This window comes from Cryobacterium sp. PH31-AA6 (genome assembly GCF_030063195.1).
In the GTDB taxonomy this organism is placed as follows: domain Bacteria; phylum Actinomycetota; class Actinomycetes; order Actinomycetales; family Microbacteriaceae; genus Cryobacterium.
Genome location: NZ_JASISS010000002.1, coordinates 108,571 through 127,408 on the forward strand (window position 1 = coordinate 108,571; position 18,838 = coordinate 127,408).

Genomic DNA, 18,838 nt, shown 5'->3' on the forward strand with positions numbered 1-18,838 from the left:
AGGGTGCTTGTCGCACAAATCCGCGATTGGTGACCGGATTGGAACAAAGACGCCCCCGGAGCACCAATTCGGGTGGCCGTCGGATCTCCCTTACGATCGTGCCATGCTCGAATTCCAGTCCTGGCCCAATGTGATCAGCGCCCTCCTCGCCGGAGAGGACCTGAGTGTCTCCGATGCGGCATGGAGCATGGAACAGGTGATGCTGGGGGAGGCCACCCCCGCACAGCTCGCGGGATTCCTCGTGGCGTTGCGGGCAAAGGGGGAGACGGTCGACGAGATCGTGGGGTTCCGGGACGCCATCCTCGAACACGCCGTGCCGCTGGCGGTGAACCCGATGGCGCTGGACATCGTGGGGACGGGCGGGGATCGCTTCGGTACCGTCAACGTCTCGACCATGGCATCCATCGTGTGCGCCGGCGCCGGCGTGCCGGTGATCAAGCACGGTAACCGTGCTGCGAGTTCCGCGTCGGGCTCGTCCGACGTGCTCGCGGCGCTCGGGATCGATCTCACGCTCTCCCCGGACAGGGTCGCCGCCATCCTCGACTCCGCCGGGATCACTTTCGCTTACGCCGCGGCCTTCCACCCGGGGTTTCGTCACGCGGCCACCGCCCGGAAGGAGCTGGGCATTCCCACGGTCTTCAACTTCCTTGGTCCCCTCTGCAACCCGGCGCGACCGGAGGCCTCGGCCGTGGGCGTGGCCAGTCTCGACCGGGTCCCGCTGATTGTCGGCGTCTTCCAGACCCGTGGCGCGACCGCCCTCGTTTTCCGCGGGGACGACGGCCTCGATGAGCTCACCACGACCGGCCACAGTCACATCTGGGAGGTGTCTCGCGGCCTGGTCACCGAACACGACATCGATCCGCGAGATCTCGGCATCAAACGGTCAAAGATCAGCGACCTGGTCGGCGGCGATGCCGAGCACAACGCGGAGGTCGTGCACAGGATGCTTGCCGGTCAGGACGACGCGGTGCGGGACATCGTGCTCCTGAACGCGGCGGCCGGGCTGGTTGCCTTCGATCTTGCCAAGGACCCGGCCCAGGCGCAGGTCAACATTCTTGATCGTTTCCGCCTGAAAATGGCCGTGGCCGCGGAGGCTGTCGACTCCGGTGCGGCCACGGCCAAACTCGCCGAGTGGGTGGCGTCCAGCCGGGTGTGACCCGGCGGGGCTAGTTGACGTCCTCGTCGACCCAGCCGAAGGTCTTGGTGACGGCCTTCTTCCAGTTGCGCAGCAGGCGGTCACGCTCGGCGACGTCCATCTTTGGTGTCCACCGGCTGTCTTCCTGCCAGTTGGCGCGGAGCTCGTCGAGGCTGCTCCAGAAGCCGACGGCGAGGCCGGCCGCGTAGGCGGCGCCGAGCGCGGTCGTCTCGGCCACGACCGGACGCACGACCGGGACACCCAGGATGTCCGCCTGGAACTGCATCAGCGTGTTGTTGGCGATCATCCCGCCGTCGACCTTGAGCTCGGTCAGCGGAACCCCGGAGTCCGCGTTGACCGCGTCCAGCACCTCCCGGGTCTGGAAGGCCGTCGCCTCGAGTGCGGCCCGGGCGATGTGACCCTTGTTCACGAACCGGGTCAGACCGACCAGCGCGCCGCGGGCATCCGAACGCCAGTACGGCGCGAACAAACCGGAGAACGCCGGCACGAAGTACGCGCCGCCATTGTCCTCAACGGTCTTGGCCAGGGTCTCGATCTCCCCGGAGCTGCTGATCATGCCCAGGTTGTCGCGAAGCCACTGCACGAGAGCCCCGGTGACGGCGATCGCGCCCTCGAGCGCGTAGTGCGGCGCCTCGTCGCCGAGCTTGTAGCCGACCGTGGTGAGCAGACCGTTCTTGGAGTGCACGATCTCGGTGCCGGTGTTGAAGATGAGGAAGTTACCGGTGCCATACGTGTTCTTGGCCTCACCCTGGTCGAACGCGGCCTGGCCGAATGTTGCCGCCTGCTGGTCGCCGAGGATGCCCGCGATCGGTGTCTCGCGCAGCAGGCTGTGCTCGTTGACGTGGCCGTAGACCTCGGAGGAGGAGCGAATCTCGGGCAGCATCGACTTGGGCACGTCGAACGCGGCGAGGATGTCGTCGTCCCAGGCCAGGGTCTCCAGATCCATGAACATGGTGCGGCTGGCGTTGGTGACGTCGGTCGCGTGCACGCCGCCCTCGAGCCCGCCGGTCAGGTTCCAGAGCACCCACGAGTCGGTCGTGCCGAACATCAGCTGGCCGGCGTCGGCCTTCTCCCGGGCACCCTCGACGTTCTCGAGGATCCAGACGATCTTGGTGCCGGAGAAGTAGGTCGCCAGGGGCAGGCCGACCTGCTTCTTGAACCGCTCGACGCCGCCGTCGGCGGCGAGCCGGTCGACGATCGGCTGGGTGCGGGTGTCCTGCCAGACGATGGCGTTGTAGACGGGAAGACCGGTGGTGCGATCCCAGACCACGGCGGTCTCACGCTGGTTGGTGATGCCGACGGCGGCGATGTCGTGGCGGGTGAGGTTGGCCTTGGAGAGGGCCTGGCCGATCACCTCACGGGTGTTGTTCCAGATCTCCATCGGGTCGTGCTCGACCCACCCGGCCTGGGGGAAAATCTGCTCATGCTCGAGCTGGCCGGTCGAGACGATCGACCCGGCCTTGTCGAAGATGATCGCGCGGGAACTCGTCGTCCCCTGGTCGATCGCGATTACGTACTGAGCCATGGGTAACTCCTTATTGTGTGACGCGTTGTATGGGCTGACACAAAAAAATCTGGGCCGATCCAGAATCTGAATCGGCCCGTGGGTGCGCTAGTTGAGGAGCGGCAGGAGAAGTGCGGAGGACCAGCCGGCGGCCAGCCCGCCTAGGATCGGCCCGACGACGGGAACCCACGAGTAGGCCCAGTCGGAGGAACCCTTGCCCTTGATCGGCAGCAGGAAGTGCGCGATCCGGGGCCCGAGGTCACGGGCCGGGTTGATCGCGTACCCGGTCGGCCCGCCGAGCGAGGTACCGATCACGATAACCAGCAGCGCAACCGGCAGGGCACCGAGGGCTGCCAAACCACCGTTTTCACCCTGGCGTCCGCCACCGAAGGCGAGCACCACGAACACCAGCACGAAGGTGCCGATGAACTCGGTGACGAGGTTCCAGCCGTAGGACCGGATCGCCGGACCGGTCGAGAACACGCCCAGCTTGTTGGCCGCGTTCGGCTCCTGGTCGAAGTGCTGCTTGTAGGCCAGCCAACAGGCGACGGCCCCAAGGAAGGCGCCCAACATCTGGCCGGCGATGTACACCAGCACCGACAGGAATGTGACGGGCACTCCGGCGCCGAACTCGGTGGCGCCGGAGGCCACCAGGCCGAGCGTGACAGCGGGGTTGATGTGCGCGCCGGAGTTGTAGGCGACGACGACACCGGCGAAGACGGCAAGGCCCCAACCGATGGTCACCATGAGGAAGCCACCGCCGACACCCTTGTTCTTCGCTAGGGCGACGTTGGCGACGACTCCGGTACCGAGAAGGATGAGCATCGCTGTGCCCACAACCTCCGACAAAAACACGACTCCAATATTGTCCACTTTGACCTTCCTTGGTGAGGCTGAAGACGCCGCGGCGTCTCCTCGCGGTGAGCGGTTGGCAACACCATAGCGCGGTGGCAGGATGAACGGAATGGGCAGGTGACCGAGCCATTATTTACCCCTTACCGGTGAACGCTCCAGCGCGTAGGTTGGGAATGAAACCTGCATGCATGCGAACGCGGCTCCTTGTGACGCGTCGTCCAATCACCTCGATCGAAGGAAGAGTAATGAAAAAACTCATCAATGATCCGAAGAATGTCGTCGCTGAGGCGGTGGCCGGATTCGGAGCCGCCCACGCGGATCTCGTCACGGTTTCCAGCGATCCGATCTTCATTGTGCGCAAGGACGCCCCGGTCGCCGGCAAGGTCGGCATCGTCAGCGGTGGCGGCAGCGGCCACGAACCGATGCACGGTGGCCTCGTCGGGCCGGGAATGCTCGACGCTGCGGTTCCCGGTGCCGTGTTCACCTCACCCACCCCCGACCCGATCCTCGCGGCGACGAAGGCGGTCGATGGGGGAGCCGGCGTGCTGCACATCGTGAAGAACTACACGGGTGACGTGCTCAATTTCGAGACGGCCGCCGACCTCGCCGCCGCGGACGGTGTGGAGGTGCGCTCCGTGCTCGTCAACGACGACGTGGCGGTCAAGGACTCGCTCTACACGGCCGGCCGTCGAGGTGTCGCCGGCACGGTCCTCGTCGAGAAGATCGCCGGGGCCGCCGCTGACCGCGGCGACGACCTCGAGTCGGTCGCGCTGGTGGCCGAAAGGGTGATCGCCCAGGTCCGTACGATGGGCGTGGCCCTGACCCCGTGCGTCGTCCCCCACGCCGGGGAGCCGAGCTTCACCCTGGCCGACGACGAGATCGAGATCGGCATCGGCATCCACGGCGAGCCGGGGCGTGAGCGGATCAAGCTCGAACCGGCGGACGCCATCGTCGACCGGATGCTCGGCCCGATCCTGGACGACATTCCGTTCGCCTCCGGCGACAAGGTCCTGCTCTTCGTCAACGGGATGGGCGGCACGCCTCAGATCGAGCTGTACATCGTGTTCCGGCGTGCGGCGGAGGTGCTCGCCGAGCGGGGCATCGAGGTTTCCCGCACCCTGGTCGGCAACTTCACGACCTCCCTCGAAATGCAGGGCATGTCGATCACCGTCCTGAAGCTCGACGACGAACTGACGACCCTCTGGGATGCGCCGGTGCAGACCGCGGCGCTACGGTGGGGACGGTAGAGGGAGAACGAATGAATTTGGATGTCACCTGGGCCAAGGCCTGGATCCGGACCGGCGCGAACGTCATGAGCGAACACCGGGTCGAGTTGCTCGACCTGGACCGTGCGATCGGCGACGGAGACCACGGTGAGAATATGGACCGCGGCTTCCAGGCCGTACTGGCCAAACTCGACGCGGTGCCGGCGGAGGCCAACCCGGGTGATGTGCTGAAGATGGTGGCCACCACTCTCATCTCCACCGTCGGCGGGGCGGCCGGGCCGTTGTACGGCACCGCGTTTCTCAAGGCTGCCATCGCCGTCCAGGACAAGAGCGACCTCGACGGCGCCGCCCTCGTCGCGCTTTTGACCGCGGGGAGGGATGGCATCGTACTCAGAGGCAAGGCCGAGTCCGGCGACAAGACCATGGTGGATGCCTGGACCCCCGCGGTCGACGCCGCCGCGGCAGCGCAGGCCTCCGGAGCGGATGCCCCTGCCATCCTGCTGGCCGCGGCCGAGGCGGCCGAGGCCGGTGCGCTGGCCACGGAACCGCTCATTGCCCGCAAGGGTCGGGCCAGCTACCTGGGGGAGCGGGCCATCGGTCACCGCGATCCCGGCGCTCAGTCCTCTGCCCTGCTGTTGAGGGCCGCGGCCGACACTGCGACGCAGGGCTGAGGATGGCGGACTCGGCCCTGGTGGGTCTCGTCTTCGTATCCCACAGCGTGAAGATCGCGGACGGCCTCGTCGATTTGGCACGCCAGATGGCGCCCCGCACCGTGCTGGCCGCGGCCGGCGGAACCGACGATGGCGGGATCGGCACCAGCTTCACGCTGGTGCTGGCGGGGATTGAGCGGGCGGATGCGGGGGCCGGCGTTGTCGTGCTCTGCGACCTCGGTTCCGCCATTCTCACCGCCGAGACCGCGCTCGACTTCCTCGACGAGTCGGTGCGAGAGCGTGTGCGCGTCGTCGACGCACCGATCGTCGAAGGGGGAGTGGCCGCAGCCGTCGCCGCGGAGATCGGGGGCAAACTCGATGACGTGGTACGCGCAGCGAGGTCGGCGGTGCCGGTGGCCGCCGCCGCGCCGGCCGGCGACGCTTCTGCCGGTCCGGAGACGGTCACCCGCACGGTCACCCTCGTCAACAAGGACGGCCTGCACGCCCGGCCCGCCGCGGACTTCGTGAAACTGGCCAGCACGTTCGATGCCAAGGTCACGGTCAACGGCAAGGATGCCGCGAGCCTGCTCGCGATCATGTCGCTCGGGCTGATCAGGGGCAAGACCGCGGTGATTTCCTCCTCGGGCGCGAATGGCGCCGAGGCGGTCGAGGCCCTGGCGAACCTGCTCGAATCGGGTTTCGGCGAGGAGTAGCGGTGTCGCGACCCGGAGATGTGAGCCCGTTCGGAACGGCCGCGCAGAGTTGTCCAATCCGGTGCGCGCCGGGCGCATTGTCCATGCGCAACACCTCGGCACCCGCCGCCCAGGCACGCGCAACCGCTGAGAGGGACTGCAGATGAACAGGGAGTTCGAGATCGTGGTCGAGGGGGAGTACCCCGGGACTCCGGAGCAGGTCTGGAACGCGGTGACGACGGAGACGGCCGGGTGGCTCTTTCCGGCCGACGGGTTGGTCGGGGTAGACCTCGTTGCGGAACGACCCAGGCACCACGTCCACCGGATGGAAGGCGCGGACGGGTGGTTCAACCAGCTCGAACAGGTCATTGAGGCCCGCGCCGACGGCCGATCGTTCCTGCGCTGGGTGCACAGCGGGGTCTTCACCGACGATTGGGAGACCCAGTACGACGGCGCCAGCCAGCACACCGCCTTTTACCTGCACACCCTGGCCGAATACCTCGAGCATTTTTCCGGCCGCCCGGTGATCTTCGCGGCGGTCGACGGTCCCGCTGCGGCGACCGGTCCCGACGCGTTCGACCGGGTCAAGGCGGCGCTCGAACTCGGCTCCGGAGCCGGTCCGGGAACTCAGGTGCCCGTGGCCCTGCCCGGCGTCGCGTCCTCAACCGCCATCGTCGACTTCTGGGGCGATCATTTCGTCGGTCTCCGTACGAATGACGCTCTCTATCGATTCTTCGGGCGCAACGCCTTCGGCGGGCCGGTCGGGATGACCGTGCACGATTTCGGCGTCGGCGACGCCGCGGAGCTGCAGGCCGCCTGGCAGGACTGGCTGGACCGCATCTTCGACTGACGCGGAGGTGCGAGGACCGCGCGACCGGGGCGGTCCGGTCAGCCGCCGACGTAGGCCGCGAGGTGCTGGCCGGTGAGGGTCGTGCGGGCGGCGACGAGGTCAGCGGGGGTGCCTTCGAAGACGATCCGGCCGCCGTCGTGACCGGCACCCGGACCGAGGTCGATGATCCAGTCGGCGTGCGCCATCACCGCCTGGTGGTGCTCGACCACGATCACCGATTTGCCGGAGTCGACCAGCCGGTCCAGAAGACCGAGCAGCCGTTCCACGTCCGCGAGGTGCAGGCCCGCCGTCGGTTCGTCGAGCACGTAGATGCCGACCTTCTCCGCCAGATGTGTGGCGAGCTTGAGCCGTTGGCGCTCACCGCCGGACAGGGTGGGGAGCGGCTGACCGAGACTGATGTAGCCGAGACCGACATCGGCGAGCCGTACGAGGATGGCGTGCGCCGCCGGGGTGCGCGCCGCGCCGGCACCGAAGAACTCCTCGGCCTCGGTCACCGACATCTCGAGGACCTGGCTGATGTTGCGGCCGTTGAGGTGGTATTCCAGCACCGAGGCGTTGAACCGCTTCCCGTCGCACTCCTCGCAGGTGGTGGCGACTCCGGCCATCATCGCCAGGTCGGTGTAGATGACGCCGGCGCCGTTGCAGGCGGGGCAGGCGCCCTCGGAGTTGGCGCTGAACAACGCCGGCTTCACGCCGTTGGTCTTGGCGAAGGCCTTGCGGATCGGGTCGAGCAGCCCCGTGTACGTCGCCGGATTGCTCCGCCGCGAACCACGGATGGCGGCCTGGTCGATCGAGACCACACCGTCTCCAGCGGGAATGGACCCGTGCACGAGCGAGCTCTTCCCGGAGCCGGCGACCCCGGTGACGACGACCAGCGCGCCGAGCGGAACGTCGACGTCGACGTCCCGCAGGTTGTTCGCTGTCGCGCCCCGGATCTCCAGCTTGCCGACGGGCATCCGCGTCGCCTTCTTGAGCCCGGCCCGGTCGTCGAAATGGCGGCCGGTGAGGGTGCCACTGGTCCGCAGCCCCTCCACGCTGCCCTCGAAGCAGACTTCACCGCCCGTCGCCCCTGCGCCGGGACCGAGGTCGACGACGTGGTCGGCGACCGTGATCATCTCCGGTTTGTGCTCCACCACGAGCACCGTGTTGCCCTTGTCGCGCAGCCGGAGGAGCAGGCCGTTCATCCGCTGAATGTCGTGGGGGTGCAGGCCGATCGTGGGCTCGTCGAACACGTAGGTGACGTCGGTGAGGGAGGAACCCAGGTGGCGGATCATCTTGACTCGCTGTGCCTCCCCGCCGGACAGCGTGCCCGTCGGACGGCCGAGCGAGAGGTAGCCCAGGCCGATCTCCACGAAGGACTCGAGGTTCTGCCTCAATTTCTCGAGCAACGGTGCCACTGACGGCTCCGTGAGGCCACCCACCCACTGGGCCAGGTCACTGATCTGCATGGCGCAGGCATCGGCGATGTTGACGCCCTCGATCCTGGACGACCGGGCACCGTCGTTGAGCCGCGTCCCAGCGCACTCAGGGCACGTCGTAAAGGTGACGGCCCGTTCCACGAAAGCCCGAATGTGCGGCTGCATCGCCTCCTTGTCTTTGGACAGCATCGACTTCTGGATCTTCGGGATCAGACCCTCGTAGGTCAGGTTGATGTTGTCGACCTTGATTTTGGTCGGTTCCCGATAGAGCAGATCATGCAGCTCGCTCTTGGTGAATTCGCGGATCGGCTTGTCGGGGTCGAAGAAACCCGAGCCGCTGAAAATGCGGCCGAACCAGCCGTCCATGCTGTACCCGGGGATGGTGAGCGCACCCTCCTTGAGCGACTTGGTGTTGTCGTACAGCTGGGCAAGGTCGAGATCGGTCACGCTGCCCGTTCCCTCGCACCGTGAGCACATGCCGCCGGTGATGCTGAAGCTGCGGCGCTCCTTGACGGTCTGCCCGCCACGCACCATGGAGACAGCGCCGGCCCCGCTGATCGAGGCGACATTGAACGAATACGCCTTGGGGGAGCCGATGTGAGGGTCCCCGAGCCGGCTGAAAACGATCCGCAGCATCGCGTTGGCGTCGGTCACGGTGCCGACGGTGGAGCGGGGATTGGCACCGAGCCGTTCCTGGTCGACGATGATGGCCGTGCTCAGCCCGTCCAACACGTCCACATCCGGCCGTGCCAGTGTCGGCATGAACCCCTGCACGAAGGCGCTATAGGTTTCGTTGATCATCCGCTGCGACTCGGCCGCAATGGTGTTGAACACCAGCGAACTCTTGCCGGAGCCGGAGACTCCGGTGAACACCGTCAGCCGCCGTTTCGGAATCTCGACGCTGATGTCCTTGAGGTTGTTCTCGCGCGCGCCCTGCACCCGGATGCGATCGTGGCTGTCGGCGAGGTGCGGCCCGGGGGACTGCGTGTCCGTGCTCGTGTCCGTGTCCGTGTCCGTGTCCGTGCGCATCATGACTCCAATCGATATCTGGGGCAGGCCTGGCTGAGCCCCGACGTCATCCGAGACGAGTCAACCAGTTTCCGGCGCTCCGGGAGAAGCGACGCATCATGGATGCGTACCTGAGCCGGAACTTCCCGGCGCTACCGCGGCAGATCACCACGGAATATGCTGGCGCCATGACCAAAGCGCTCCGTACAGGAGACCCCCGCGAATTCGCCGTCAACCGCGATTCTGCGGTGGCACTCGCCGCGGAGAGCTCCGCCCGGTGATCCTCAGCTTCGGCATCGTGCTTCTTGCGGCGATCCTGATCTCCGGCATCGCCCATCGCACGGTGCTCTCCACTGCCGTGTTGTTCCTCGTTGCCGGGTTCCTGCTCGGCCAGGGAATGGCCGGTGTCCTGGTGCTTGAGGCGGGGGATAGCCAGGTCAGCCAGCTCGCGCAGATCGCACTGTTTGTCGTGCTGTTCACCGACGGCCAGCGACTCGCGATCCGCGACCTGGCGAAGGCCTGGCGCCTTCCCGGGCGTGCCCTGCTGCTCGGCATGCCGCTGACCTTCGTGATCACCGCGCTGCTCGGCGTGTGGCTCGTCGGTCTGCCGTGGCCGGAGGCGCTGCTGATCGCGGCGGTGCTCGCCCCGACCGATCCGGTCTTCGCCTCGGCGATCGTCGGCCGGATCGAGATCCCGGCGCGGGTGCGCGGCCTGCTCAACGTGGAGTCGGGGCTCAACGACGGCCTCGCCCTCCCGGTTGTCCTGATCCTCGTCGCGGCAATCGGGGGACCGGAGGTCGACTACGTCGTGCTCGCCCTCGAACTGGTGGGCGGCATCCTGCTCGGAGTCGCTGTGCCGATCCTCGTCACGCTTCTGCTTCGCATCCGGTACCTCGCGGCGACACCGCTGTACGCCGCGCTCGGTCCCGCCGCGATCGCGATCATCATCTACGGCGTCGCCGTCGCCACCGGGGCGAACCTGTATCTGGCCGCGTTCTCGGCGGGCATCACCATTGCCAGCGCCGCACCCGAACTGCGTGATGCGTTCATCGATTACGGGGAGTACATCGCGGAGATCGTCAAGTTGCTGGCCATCTTTGTGTTCGGTGCGCTGATCGCACCGAGCGTGCTCGCCGACGTCTCACCGCTGGGCTATCTCTTCGCCGTTCTGATCCTGGTGATCGCGAGACCGCTCGCCGTCGAGGCCGCGCTCATCGGGAGCAAACTGCCGTGGGAGGAACGCGCAACTGCGGCCTGGTTCGGCCCCAAGGGCTTCGCCTCCGTGCTGTACGGCCTTCTCGTGCTGGAAAGCGGCAATCCCGACGCCGCACACCTGTTCCACCTCATCGTCGTCGCAATCTCGCTGTCGATCATCGCCCACTCATCCACCGACGTACCGATTGCCGGCTACTTCGCCCGGCTCGAGAAGGAAGACCTGGCCTCGAGGTCGGGGCAGCGGTGATCGGCGTACACTATCGGGCACGAGGGTGGAATGCCGTCAACCGGCTGGAGTCCCGCCCGGCGGAGGAGCACAAATGAGCCTCAATATCGACGCGCTGCTGGCGGCGGTCAACGACCATGATCTGCAGCGGATGATTGCGTTCTTCGATCCCGGTTACCGGAGCGTCCAGCCTGCCCACCCTGCTCGAGCCTTCGTGGGGAACGCGCAGGTGCTGGCCAATTGGACGGCGATGTTCGCGGGGATTCCCGACGTGCGAGCGGTGCTCGGGAGGGTGGTCCAGGACGGCGAGACGACCTGGTGCGAGTGGTCCTGGTCTGGCACGCGAACCGATGGGCTGCCGTTCAAGTCCGCCGGCGTGGTCCTCTTCGAGTCACGAGACCGTGTGATCACCGCGGGAACGTTCTACATGGAGGACGTCGAGATCGACGGAGCCGGCATCGATCAGACCGTGCATGGCATGTCGGGGCGCCTTCCCGGTGACGGCGCCCAATTGTGACCAGCCAATGAACCGAGCCGGTCAGGTCACGTCGGTGACCTCTCGCCACGTGCCGGAGAACGTCCCTCGTACGGCTTTGGTGCTCGGCGGTGGGGGATCGACCGGCAACGCGTGGCTGATCGGCATCGTCGCCGGCCTGGTCGATGCGGGGCTGGACGTGACCGAGGCGGACCTGACCATCGGCACATCAGCCGGATCCACGGCGGCGGCCCAGGTTGCCGGCGCGAGCCCGGCCGATCTCCTCGCCGCCATCCTGACCGCCGTCCCCGAGCACCGGGCCGGAGCGGTCGCAGCCGACCGAGGGCGTGTTCCGGCCAGACCGGCGGGGGACCACCTGGACAGGCTGGGCAGGATCATCGCCTCCTCGGAGGATGCGGCCGACCTGCGCCGCAGATTGGGTGCGGCCGCTCTCGATCTGGATGCGGAGTCTGACGGCTCCTGGCAGGAGCGGTGGCGCGCCACCGTCGCCTCACGGTTGCCCAGTCCGAACTGGCCGAACCGAACTGTGCGCATCACGGCGGTCGATGCCCGCTCTGGTGCACCGGTCGTGTTCGATCGCCAGAGCGGAGTCGATCTGGCGGACGCTGTCGCCGCGAGCTGCGCCAGTGGTCTGCCCTACAGGATCGGCGACGACCGGTACATCGACGGCGGCTATCGCTCCAATGCCGACAATGCGGATCTGGCGGCCGGATACGACCGGGTGCTGGTGCTGTCACCCTTCGGCGGCCGGTCGCTGACGCCGGTGCACTGGGGCACACATCTTGCCCACCAGGTCGACGAACTTCGCGCACACGGCAGCAGGGTTGTCACGGTTTTCCCGGAGAAGGGGTCCGAGCACCTGTTCGGCGGCAACGCGATGGATCCGTCGCTGCGTCCCACCGCCGCACGAGCCGGTCGCGACCAGGGCAGAGCCCTCGCCGTCGAGCTCGGCGAATTCTGGCGCTGACGAGGCGAGCGGGGAAGAGGAGAGGAGATGCGTCAGACGTAGCGGAATCGGGGGAGTCGTGCCAGCGTGAATGGGTGCGTCCGCTGCGATATTCGATCAACGTCTCGCTCGACGGCTGCGTCGACCATCTGGCCGGCACCCCGGACGAGGAATCTCACAGCCATGCGGCGCGCACCGTCGCCCGTGCCGACGCGATCATCCTCGGCCGCACCACTTACGAGCTGATGTAGTTTTGGCGAACCGCGAAAGACCTGCCGCCATGGATGCGATCGTTCGAGGAATCGATCAATGCGGCCAAGAAGTACCTGGTGTCGAGCACCCGCCAACCGGACGGCTGGAACACCGAATCGCTGACCGGTGACCCGGTCGAGGCGGTCAGGAAGCTGAAGCAGCAACCGGGCGACGGGCTCTACGTCGCCGGCGTCACGCTGCCCCGGGCTCTGGCCGTCGCCGGGCTCATCGACGAGTACGAGTTCGTCGTGTACCCGACACTCGTTGGCCACGGACCCCGGCTGTTCGAGGGTCTCGCTGAGCCGCTCGACCTGCGGCACGTCGGGACGACCGAGTTCAGCTCGGGGGTGCGGGCCGAGCGCTACGTTCCGGTCGGCAACTCGTAGCCGCGCTGGTCATCGCGTACGGCGTTGTTGACATAATGTGCATTATCGGTCATATCTCGAGAGGGGCGGAGACGAGAGTCTGGACGGTCCGCGCCGACCCGGTTAGCCTGTGCGACACCAGCCTGAATGCCCGGGCTCGGTCGCAGTGCGAACCGAATCGTTTGTGAGGTGTGCGATGGCCAATGGCGTCACGGCGTTCGACTTGACGATCGATCCCCGGAATTTGAGCAAATCTGAGCTAACCGGGGTTCGGGTCGCCATGGCGGTGGCCGGAGTTCTCGCCCTCGCGCTGGGAATCATGGTGTTGGCCTGGCCCGCCGCGACTCTGGCGATCGTGGCCGCCCTGTTCGGACTCTACTTCCTGTTCGGGGGTGTTTCCCGGGTGGCTCGAGGCCTGTTCATGACCGGGACGGCCGGCGGCATCCGGGTGCTGAATATCCTGTTGGGCGTGCTTCTGCTCGTTGCCGGGATCGTCTCGATCAGGAATCCGCTGAATTCTCTCGCCGTTCTCGGCCTGGTGATCGGCATTTCCTGGCTGGTCGAGGGTGTGGCCGCGCTGGTGGAAACGGCCCCGGACGCCAGCAAGTGGTTCGGCACGCTGTTCGGGGCGATCAGCGTCGTGGCGGGGATCTCGATCCTGCTCTCCCCCGTCGGTTCGCTGGCGGTGCTCGTGCTCGTGGGCGGCGTGTTCCTCATCATCTCGGGCGCGAGCCAGATCATGATGGCCGTCACCTTCGGGCGGAGGGCTTCCCGGGCGTGACCGGGAGATACCGGTCCCACCAGTCGAGGATGAGGTGCAGCCGTTGCAGCCGGTGGCGGGGGGTGCCGCCACGGTTGAGCTCGTGGTCCTCGCCGGGGAAGATGGCCAGTTCGGCCGTGACTCCCCCGCGCTTCAACGCGAAATAGTATCGCTCCGCCTGGGACAGCGGACAGCGCTGGTCTTGCTCGGAATGGATCAGCAGGGTGGGCGTGGACACCCGGCCGACCGCTTCGAGCGGGCTCTGGGCGAGGCGGAGTTCCCGCGACCGGCCGAGGTACTCATCCACGAAGAAGTCGCCGATATCGGATGTCCCCAGGAAGGTCTCAGGGTCGAGGAATCCTCGTTCGACAATCACCGCAGCGAATCTCTGGTCGTGGGCGGTGATCCAGGCGGCCAGGAAGCCACCGTAGGAGCCTCCCATCAGCCCCAGTCGTCCTGGGTCCAGTGCGGGGTCCGCGGCGAGGGCGCCGGCCAGGAAGTCGAGGACGTCGGACTGGTCCACCGTGCCGAGCCGGCGTCGGATCGCCCGACCGTGCGCCTGGCCGTACCCGGCCGATCCACGCGGGTTGCACTCCGCAACGGCGTAGCCCGCATCGACGAGGACCTGGATCTCTTCTGACCCGGCGACGGTGGCCTGCGCGAATGGGCCGCCGTGGATGAGGAGCAGGAGGGGATGCGGCCCCCGGCCTGACGGCGAGTACACCCAGCCGTGCACGGGGTAGCCGTCGCCGGCGGGGACGGTCAACTCCCGAGCGGTCGCGAGGCCGGTCTCGCGGAGCGCGGCCGAGAAGTCGGTGAGCCGCCTTGCGTCCATCGGCCCGACGAGGGCGAGGTCGCCCTCGGTCAGGGCGTCCCGGTAGGTCGTGACGACGAGCCCGTCCCGGGAGTCATGGCCGGACACGACGACATCGCCCCGGGTCAGGTGGGTCACGGTACCGTCGCTGGCGACCCGGATGAGCTGGGCCCGTCCCCTGGCCCGATTCACGGCCAGTACGGCACCATCCCTGGTCAGGCTGAGCGCGGCGCGGGCCTCGAGGTCGAACTCGTCCGGATCGGTCAACCGCACCGGCGGGTTCGAGCCCGGGCCCAGCCGGTAGAGCGTACCGCTCCGGGCAACGAAGTCGCGGCCGTCCGGTCCGACGGCCTGGGCGAGGAACACGATGCTCCCATCCTGGCCCCACCCGATCTGGGCAATGGTCAGATCGGCGGCGGCCGCGAGCACGATCTGCTCCCGTGCCCCTGGCCCGCCCGCTACCGGACCTGGCGCGATCACCACCAGTTCCGAGCGCAGGTCTTCGTCCCGACCGGGGTGACGGGCCGAGATCGTGAGCAGCGCGGCGCCGTCGGGCGAGAAGGCGAGACCGGTGTGGTCGAAGTCTCCCCCGGTGAGCTGGCGAACGTTGGCCGCGCCGCGCGGTAGCCCGGACGGCGCCGCACCAGGCTCGGCCGGAACCACCGCGGACGGGACGACGGCGGGAACGGGTTCCGCCCACGGGTCGGGAGCGCGCACCAGGAACACGTGGGCACGGCGGTCGGCGGTGTACCCGATCCCATTGGAGCGGTAGTGCAGGGTCGTGACGATCCTGGGCGGCTCGGCTTCCGCGGCGAGACCCGGAACGGTGCCGTATCGGCCGGCTTCCGGCACGCGGGCGATGTACGCCAGGGAGGTCGAATCCGGGCTCCAGCAATATTCGGTGACGCCAAGCGCCGCATCGGTCACAGGCACCGGCTCGCCGCCGCCGGACGCCATGACGTACAACTGCGCCGGAGTGGCCGGGCTGCTCCGCAGGAAGGCGACCAGCCGACCGTCGGGCGAAAATCGGGGGGCGGCGTCCCGATGCCCGCGGGTCAGCAGCCGAGGCCGTGGCATGCCCGCCAGGAACACCGTCCACAGCTGGCCGACGTAGTCGTCGGCGGCGAAGTCCGGCCGGACGACAGAAACGACCACCCGATCACCCTCCGGGTGGATGGTCGGGTCAGAAACCGAGGTGAGGAGCGGAAGGTCGGCAGCCTTCATCCGTCGTACTTTCTAGTCGGCGACCAGGTCGGTCGTGTCGCCAACATAGCGCGTGTTGTCGGTCGGCAGGGGCTCGACGGCGGCGAGAGCCACCTCGGCGGCGAACTCCTCCACGTTGTACAGGCGTCCGGCCGCGTCCTTGCGGGCGCTCATGGTTCCCGGGCTGGCACGCTCGAGCAGCGTCGCGGTGACGGTGCCCTCGATGATGTCGCCGGAGACGACGACGAAGCCGAGCCCTGCCTCTTCCAGCTCGGGAATGAGGGCGCGGAGAGCGTCCTCGCCGGCGCGCTTGCTGCGGGCAACGGGCACATACTCCGGCATGGTCTCCGCGGTCCCGAAGAAGTGCGCCTGGTGGCTCGTGACGAACACGACCCTGGCGCCCGGTGCGAGCAGCGGCCGGGCGGTGGCGAGCAGGTTGAGCTGCGCATCCCGGTTCAGCTTCATCGCGTAGTCATCGGCCATGCCGCTCTCCATGCCGCCGGAGGCATTCATCACGAGGATGTCGAGGCCGCCGAATTCCGCACGGATGGTGTCGAACATGGCGGTGACGGCATCCGCGTCGGTGAGGTCCGCACCGATCGTGATGGCCGTGCCACCCTGCGCGCGGATGGCGTCGGCGACCTTGATCGCACGCGCCTCCTTGTTGCGGAAGTTGATGGCGACGCTGGCACCTGCCCCGGCGAAGTAGCCGATGGTGGCCGCACCAACCCCTCGAGATGATCCGGTGACGAGCACACGCTTGCCGTCAAGTGATCCTGCTGCAAGTGGATTGGTCACGCGAACTCCTTGAGATAACGAATAGGTCTGGCAGACGACCTTACCAAGAAGCCCCGCTCCCCTACCCGACGCACCTGCTAGTTTCAAGGGAGAGAACAATATGGGAGGGGTCACCATGGATGCGTTCGCAGCGGAATATGCGTGGATTGTCTGGCTGGTTCTGATCCTGATCTTCGTCACCATCGAAATGGTGACGCTCGACCTCACCTTCCTGATGATCGCCGCCGGCAGCCTCGGCGCTCTCCTTTCCGGCCTGCTTGGAGCGCCCTGGTGGCTCCAGCTGGTGATCGCGGCCGTGCTGACGATCACCCTGCTCCTGGCTATCCGTCCGCCTTTGCTGCGCCTGCTCAAACGTGGCGGCGACCCGGCAAGGACCAACGTGGACGCGCTGCTCGGCCTGGACGGTCGGGTGGTCAGCACCATCGGTGCGACCGGCGGTCAGGTTCGGCTCGCGAACGGGGAGACCTGGACCGCACGGCTCTCCCCCGGCACGGACGGCGTCGCCGAACCCGGCGAACGAGTTCTCGTCACCGAAATCGACGGGGCGACCGCAGTGGTCGTCCCGATGGAAAGGAACGTTCCATGACCGACGCAGGCCAGCTCATTACGCAGGTGATCGTCTTCATCGCCGTCGCGGCCCTGATCCTGTTCGTCATCGTCACCCTGGCGAAGTCGATTCGGATCATCCCGCAGGCCAGAGCGGGCGTCGTCGAACGCCTCGGCCGGTACCACAAGACGCTCATGCCGGGACTCAACGTCCTGATCCCGTTCGTCGACCGGCTCCGGCCGTTGATCGACATGCGAGAGCAGGTGGTGTCGTTCCCGCCGCAGCCGGTGATCACAGAGGACAACCTCGTTGTCTCCATCGACACCGTCGTCTACTTCCAGGTGACGGATGCCCGGGCGGCGACCTACGAGATCGCCAACTACCTCGGGGCGGTCGAGCAGCTCACCACGACGACGCTTCGTAACGTCGTCGGTGGGTTGAACCTCGAAGAGGCCCTGACCAGCCGGGACAACATCAACGGGCAGTTGCGGATCGTCCTCGACGAGGCCACCGGCAAATGGGGCATCCGCGTTGGCCGGGTGGAGCTCAAGGCGATCGATCCGCCCGTCTCGATCCAGGACTCGATGGAGAAGCAGATGCGCGCCGAGCGTGACCGCCGGGCATTGATCCTCACCGCCGAGGGAACGAAGCAGTCCGCGATCCTGACCGCGGAGGGCGCACGCCAGGCCGCCATCCTCTCGGCGGAGGGCGACGCGAAGGCGGCCGTTCTGCGCGCGCAAGGTGAGGCCGAGGCCATCACGACCGTGTTCAAGGCCATCCACGACGGCGACCCCGACCCGAAGCTGTTGGCCTACCAGTACCTGTTGACGCTGCCCAAGCTGGCCGAGGGAAGCGCGAACAAGCTCTGGATCGTGCCCAGCGAACTCACTGAGGCGATGAAGGGCGTCGGCCGCGCCTTTGGCCAGGCTCCCGTACCCGGCTCCCATGTCGGTGCACCCCAGGCGGCGCAGAGCCCGACGACAGACACCGCGCCGGGCGCCTAGGCGATCAGCGTGTCTGGGGGTGAGTCCCGGTTCCTGGACGGGCCAGGGCCCCGGGTGTTCGCGCACCGGGGGCTGTCGTTGAACGCCGCCGAGAACACCATTCTCGCCTTCGAGCATGCGCTCCTCGCCGGTGCGACGCACCTGGAAACGGATGTCAGGGCCAGCGACGACGGCATCGCGGTCCTCAGCCACGACGCCGACTTCGCCGTTCCGGGAGCGCGGATCCGGGTAGACAGGCTCAGGATGGCCGAACTCCGCCGAATCAACCTCGGTCATGGCCAACCGTTCGCCGGGCTCGGCGAGGCCCTGGACACCTTTCCGGATGCCCGGTTCAACCTTGACGTGAAGTCGGACGCGGCGGTCGACGCGACGGTCGAGGCGGTCAGGGCGGCGAACGCCACCGACCGGGTGCTGATCACCTCGTTCTCCGACGAACGTCGTGCCCGCACGGTCGGCCAGCTTCCCGGCGTCGCGACTTCCGCATCCGCCTCGATCGTCGTCCGCGCGTTCCTCGCCGCCGAACTCCGGCTCTCCGGCCAGGTGCGGCGAGCAATGTCCGGGATTTCCGCGATGCAGATTCCCGAGACGATGAGGTCCCTGCGCGTGCTGACCCCACGCTTCGTGCGCGCCATGCACGCCATCGGCGTCGAGGTGCACGTCTGGACGGTCAATGATCCGGCGGCGATGCGCCGGATGCTGGATGCCGGGGTCGACGGTCTGGTCACCGACCGTTGCGACCTTGCGGTGGGCGTGATCGCCGCCCGAAGCTGAGAATTGACCCCGAGAATCTTCGTCACGGAAAGATAACGCCCAGCTTGATGGTTTAGACATAGGAGTTGCATCGCGAGAGGAG

The 18,838-nt window shown here is 67.3% G+C and carries 19 protein-coding genes; 14 read left to right on the plus strand and 5 right to left on the minus strand.

Annotation, left to right across the window (positions count from 1 at the left end; translation table 11 throughout):
- Positions 1 to 103 precede the first annotated feature (103 nt).
- Complete coding sequence (gene trpD, locus QMG61_RS02325; RefSeq protein ID WP_283492725.1) at positions 104 to 1,156, plus strand: anthranilate phosphoribosyltransferase; 1,053 nt, start codon at positions 104 to 106, stop codon at positions 1,154 to 1,156.
- A 10-nt stretch (positions 1,157 to 1,166) separates the two neighbouring features.
- Here the strand turns inward: trpD and glpK are convergent, their stop codons facing one another.
- Both glpK and QMG61_RS02335 read right to left on the minus strand, forming a co-directional pair.
- A complete protein-coding gene (gene glpK / locus QMG61_RS02330) occupies positions 1,167 to 2,681 on the minus strand; it encodes a glycerol kinase GlpK (protein ID WP_283492726.1) in 1,515 nt (504 codons plus the stop codon).
- 87 nt (positions 2,682 to 2,768) lie between these two features.
- The gene (locus QMG61_RS02335; protein WP_283492727.1) at positions 2,769 to 3,533 is read right to left on the minus strand and encodes an MIP/aquaporin family protein; all 765 of its coding nucleotides are present in this window, start codon (positions 3,531 to 3,533) and stop codon (positions 2,769 to 2,771) included.
- A 227-nt stretch (positions 3,534 to 3,760) separates the two neighbouring features.
- Here QMG61_RS02335 and dhaK point away from each other — a divergent pair, with 227 nt between their 5' ends.
- The 4 genes from dhaK (at position 3,761) to QMG61_RS02355 (ending at position 6,933) form a co-directional block, all read left to right on the plus strand.
- Positions 3,761 to 4,762, plus strand: coding sequence for a dihydroxyacetone kinase subunit DhaK (dhaK, locus tag QMG61_RS02340; RefSeq protein WP_283492728.1), 1,002 nt, complete (start codon positions 3,761 to 3,763; stop codon positions 4,760 to 4,762).
- Positions 4,763 to 4,773: 11 nt separating this feature from the next.
- Positions 4,774 to 5,412, plus strand: coding sequence for a dihydroxyacetone kinase subunit DhaL (gene dhaL / locus QMG61_RS02345; protein ID WP_283492729.1), 639 nt, complete (start codon positions 4,774 to 4,776; stop codon positions 5,410 to 5,412).
- A gap of 2 nt (positions 5,413 to 5,414) precedes the next feature.
- On the plus strand, positions 5,415 to 6,104 hold the full coding sequence (gene dhaM, locus QMG61_RS02350) for a dihydroxyacetone kinase phosphoryl donor subunit DhaM (RefSeq protein WP_283492730.1): 690 nt from the start codon (positions 5,415 to 5,417) through the stop codon (positions 6,102 to 6,104).
- Positions 6,105 to 6,246: 142 nt separating this feature from the next.
- Positions 6,247 to 6,933, plus strand: coding sequence for an SRPBCC family protein (locus QMG61_RS02355; protein ID WP_349357758.1), 687 nt, complete (start codon positions 6,247 to 6,249; stop codon positions 6,931 to 6,933).
- Positions 6,934 to 6,971: 38 nt separating this feature from the next.
- On the opposite strand, the gene QMG61_RS02360 is transcribed toward QMG61_RS02355, so the two are convergent.
- Positions 6,972 to 9,380, minus strand: a complete 2,409-nt coding sequence (locus QMG61_RS02360; protein WP_502846995.1) for an ATP-binding cassette domain-containing protein — start codon at positions 9,378 to 9,380, stop codon at positions 6,972 to 6,974.
- 256 nt (positions 9,381 to 9,636) lie between these two features.
- Between QMG61_RS02360 and QMG61_RS02365 the strand changes: the two genes are divergently transcribed.
- The 6 genes from QMG61_RS02365 (at position 9,637) to QMG61_RS02385 (ending at position 13,640) form a co-directional block, all read left to right on the plus strand.
- A complete protein-coding gene (locus QMG61_RS02365) occupies positions 9,637 to 10,821 on the plus strand; it encodes a cation:proton antiporter (RefSeq protein WP_283492732.1) in 1,185 nt (394 codons plus the stop codon).
- A gap of 73 nt (positions 10,822 to 10,894) precedes the next feature.
- On the plus strand, positions 10,895 to 11,317 hold the full coding sequence (locus QMG61_RS02370; protein WP_283492733.1) for a nuclear transport factor 2 family protein: 423 nt from the start codon (positions 10,895 to 10,897) through the stop codon (positions 11,315 to 11,317).
- A gap of 7 nt (positions 11,318 to 11,324) precedes the next feature.
- Positions 11,325 to 12,263, plus strand: coding sequence for a patatin-like phospholipase family protein (locus QMG61_RS02375; RefSeq protein ID WP_502846993.1), 939 nt, complete (start codon positions 11,325 to 11,327; stop codon positions 12,261 to 12,263).
- Positions 12,264 to 12,337: 74 nt separating this feature from the next.
- Positions 12,338 to 12,493 (plus strand): dihydrofolate reductase family protein, encoded by a 156-nt coding sequence (locus tag QMG61_RS17405; RefSeq protein ID WP_349357761.1) that lies wholly within the window; start codon positions 12,338 to 12,340, stop codon positions 12,491 to 12,493.
- A 33-nt stretch (positions 12,494 to 12,526) separates the two neighbouring features.
- On the plus strand, positions 12,527 to 12,880 hold the full coding sequence (locus QMG61_RS02380) for a dihydrofolate reductase family protein (RefSeq protein ID WP_349357763.1): 354 nt from the start codon (positions 12,527 to 12,529) through the stop codon (positions 12,878 to 12,880).
- A gap of 223 nt (positions 12,881 to 13,103) precedes the next feature.
- Positions 13,104 to 13,640, plus strand: a complete 537-nt coding sequence (locus QMG61_RS02385) for an HdeD family acid-resistance protein (protein ID WP_283492735.1) — start codon at positions 13,104 to 13,106, stop codon at positions 13,638 to 13,640.
- On the opposite strand, the gene QMG61_RS02390 is transcribed toward QMG61_RS02385, so the two are convergent.
- Positions 13,609 to 15,657, minus strand: coding sequence for a S9 family peptidase (locus QMG61_RS02390; RefSeq protein WP_283492736.1), 2,049 nt, complete (start codon positions 15,655 to 15,657; stop codon positions 13,609 to 13,611). The two genes, QMG61_RS02385 and QMG61_RS02390, sit on opposite strands and share 32 nt — an antisense overlap.
- A gap of 12 nt (positions 15,658 to 15,669) precedes the next feature.
- The gene (locus QMG61_RS02395; protein WP_283492737.1) at positions 15,670 to 16,434 is read right to left on the minus strand and encodes an SDR family oxidoreductase; all 765 of its coding nucleotides are present in this window, start codon (positions 16,432 to 16,434) and stop codon (positions 15,670 to 15,672) included.
- 115 nt (positions 16,435 to 16,549) lie between these two features.
- On the opposite strand from QMG61_RS02395, the gene QMG61_RS02400 reads away from it, so the two are divergent.
- Genes QMG61_RS02400 through QMG61_RS02410 form a run of 3 tightly spaced genes read left to right on the plus strand, consistent with a single transcriptional unit; the run spans position 16,550 to position 18,756 of the window.
- Positions 16,550 to 17,020, plus strand: a complete 471-nt coding sequence (locus QMG61_RS02400; RefSeq protein WP_283492738.1) for an NfeD family protein — start codon at positions 16,550 to 16,552, stop codon at positions 17,018 to 17,020.
- Positions 17,017 to 17,985, plus strand: coding sequence for an SPFH domain-containing protein (locus tag QMG61_RS02405; protein ID WP_283492739.1), 969 nt, complete (start codon positions 17,017 to 17,019; stop codon positions 17,983 to 17,985). Before QMG61_RS02400 ends, QMG61_RS02405 begins: the two co-directional genes overlap by 4 nt.
- Before the next feature lie 9 nt (positions 17,986 to 17,994).
- A complete protein-coding gene (locus QMG61_RS02410) occupies positions 17,995 to 18,756 on the plus strand; it encodes a glycerophosphodiester phosphodiesterase family protein (protein ID WP_283492740.1) in 762 nt (253 codons plus the stop codon).
- The last annotated feature ends 82 nt before the right edge of the window (positions 18,757 to 18,838 follow it).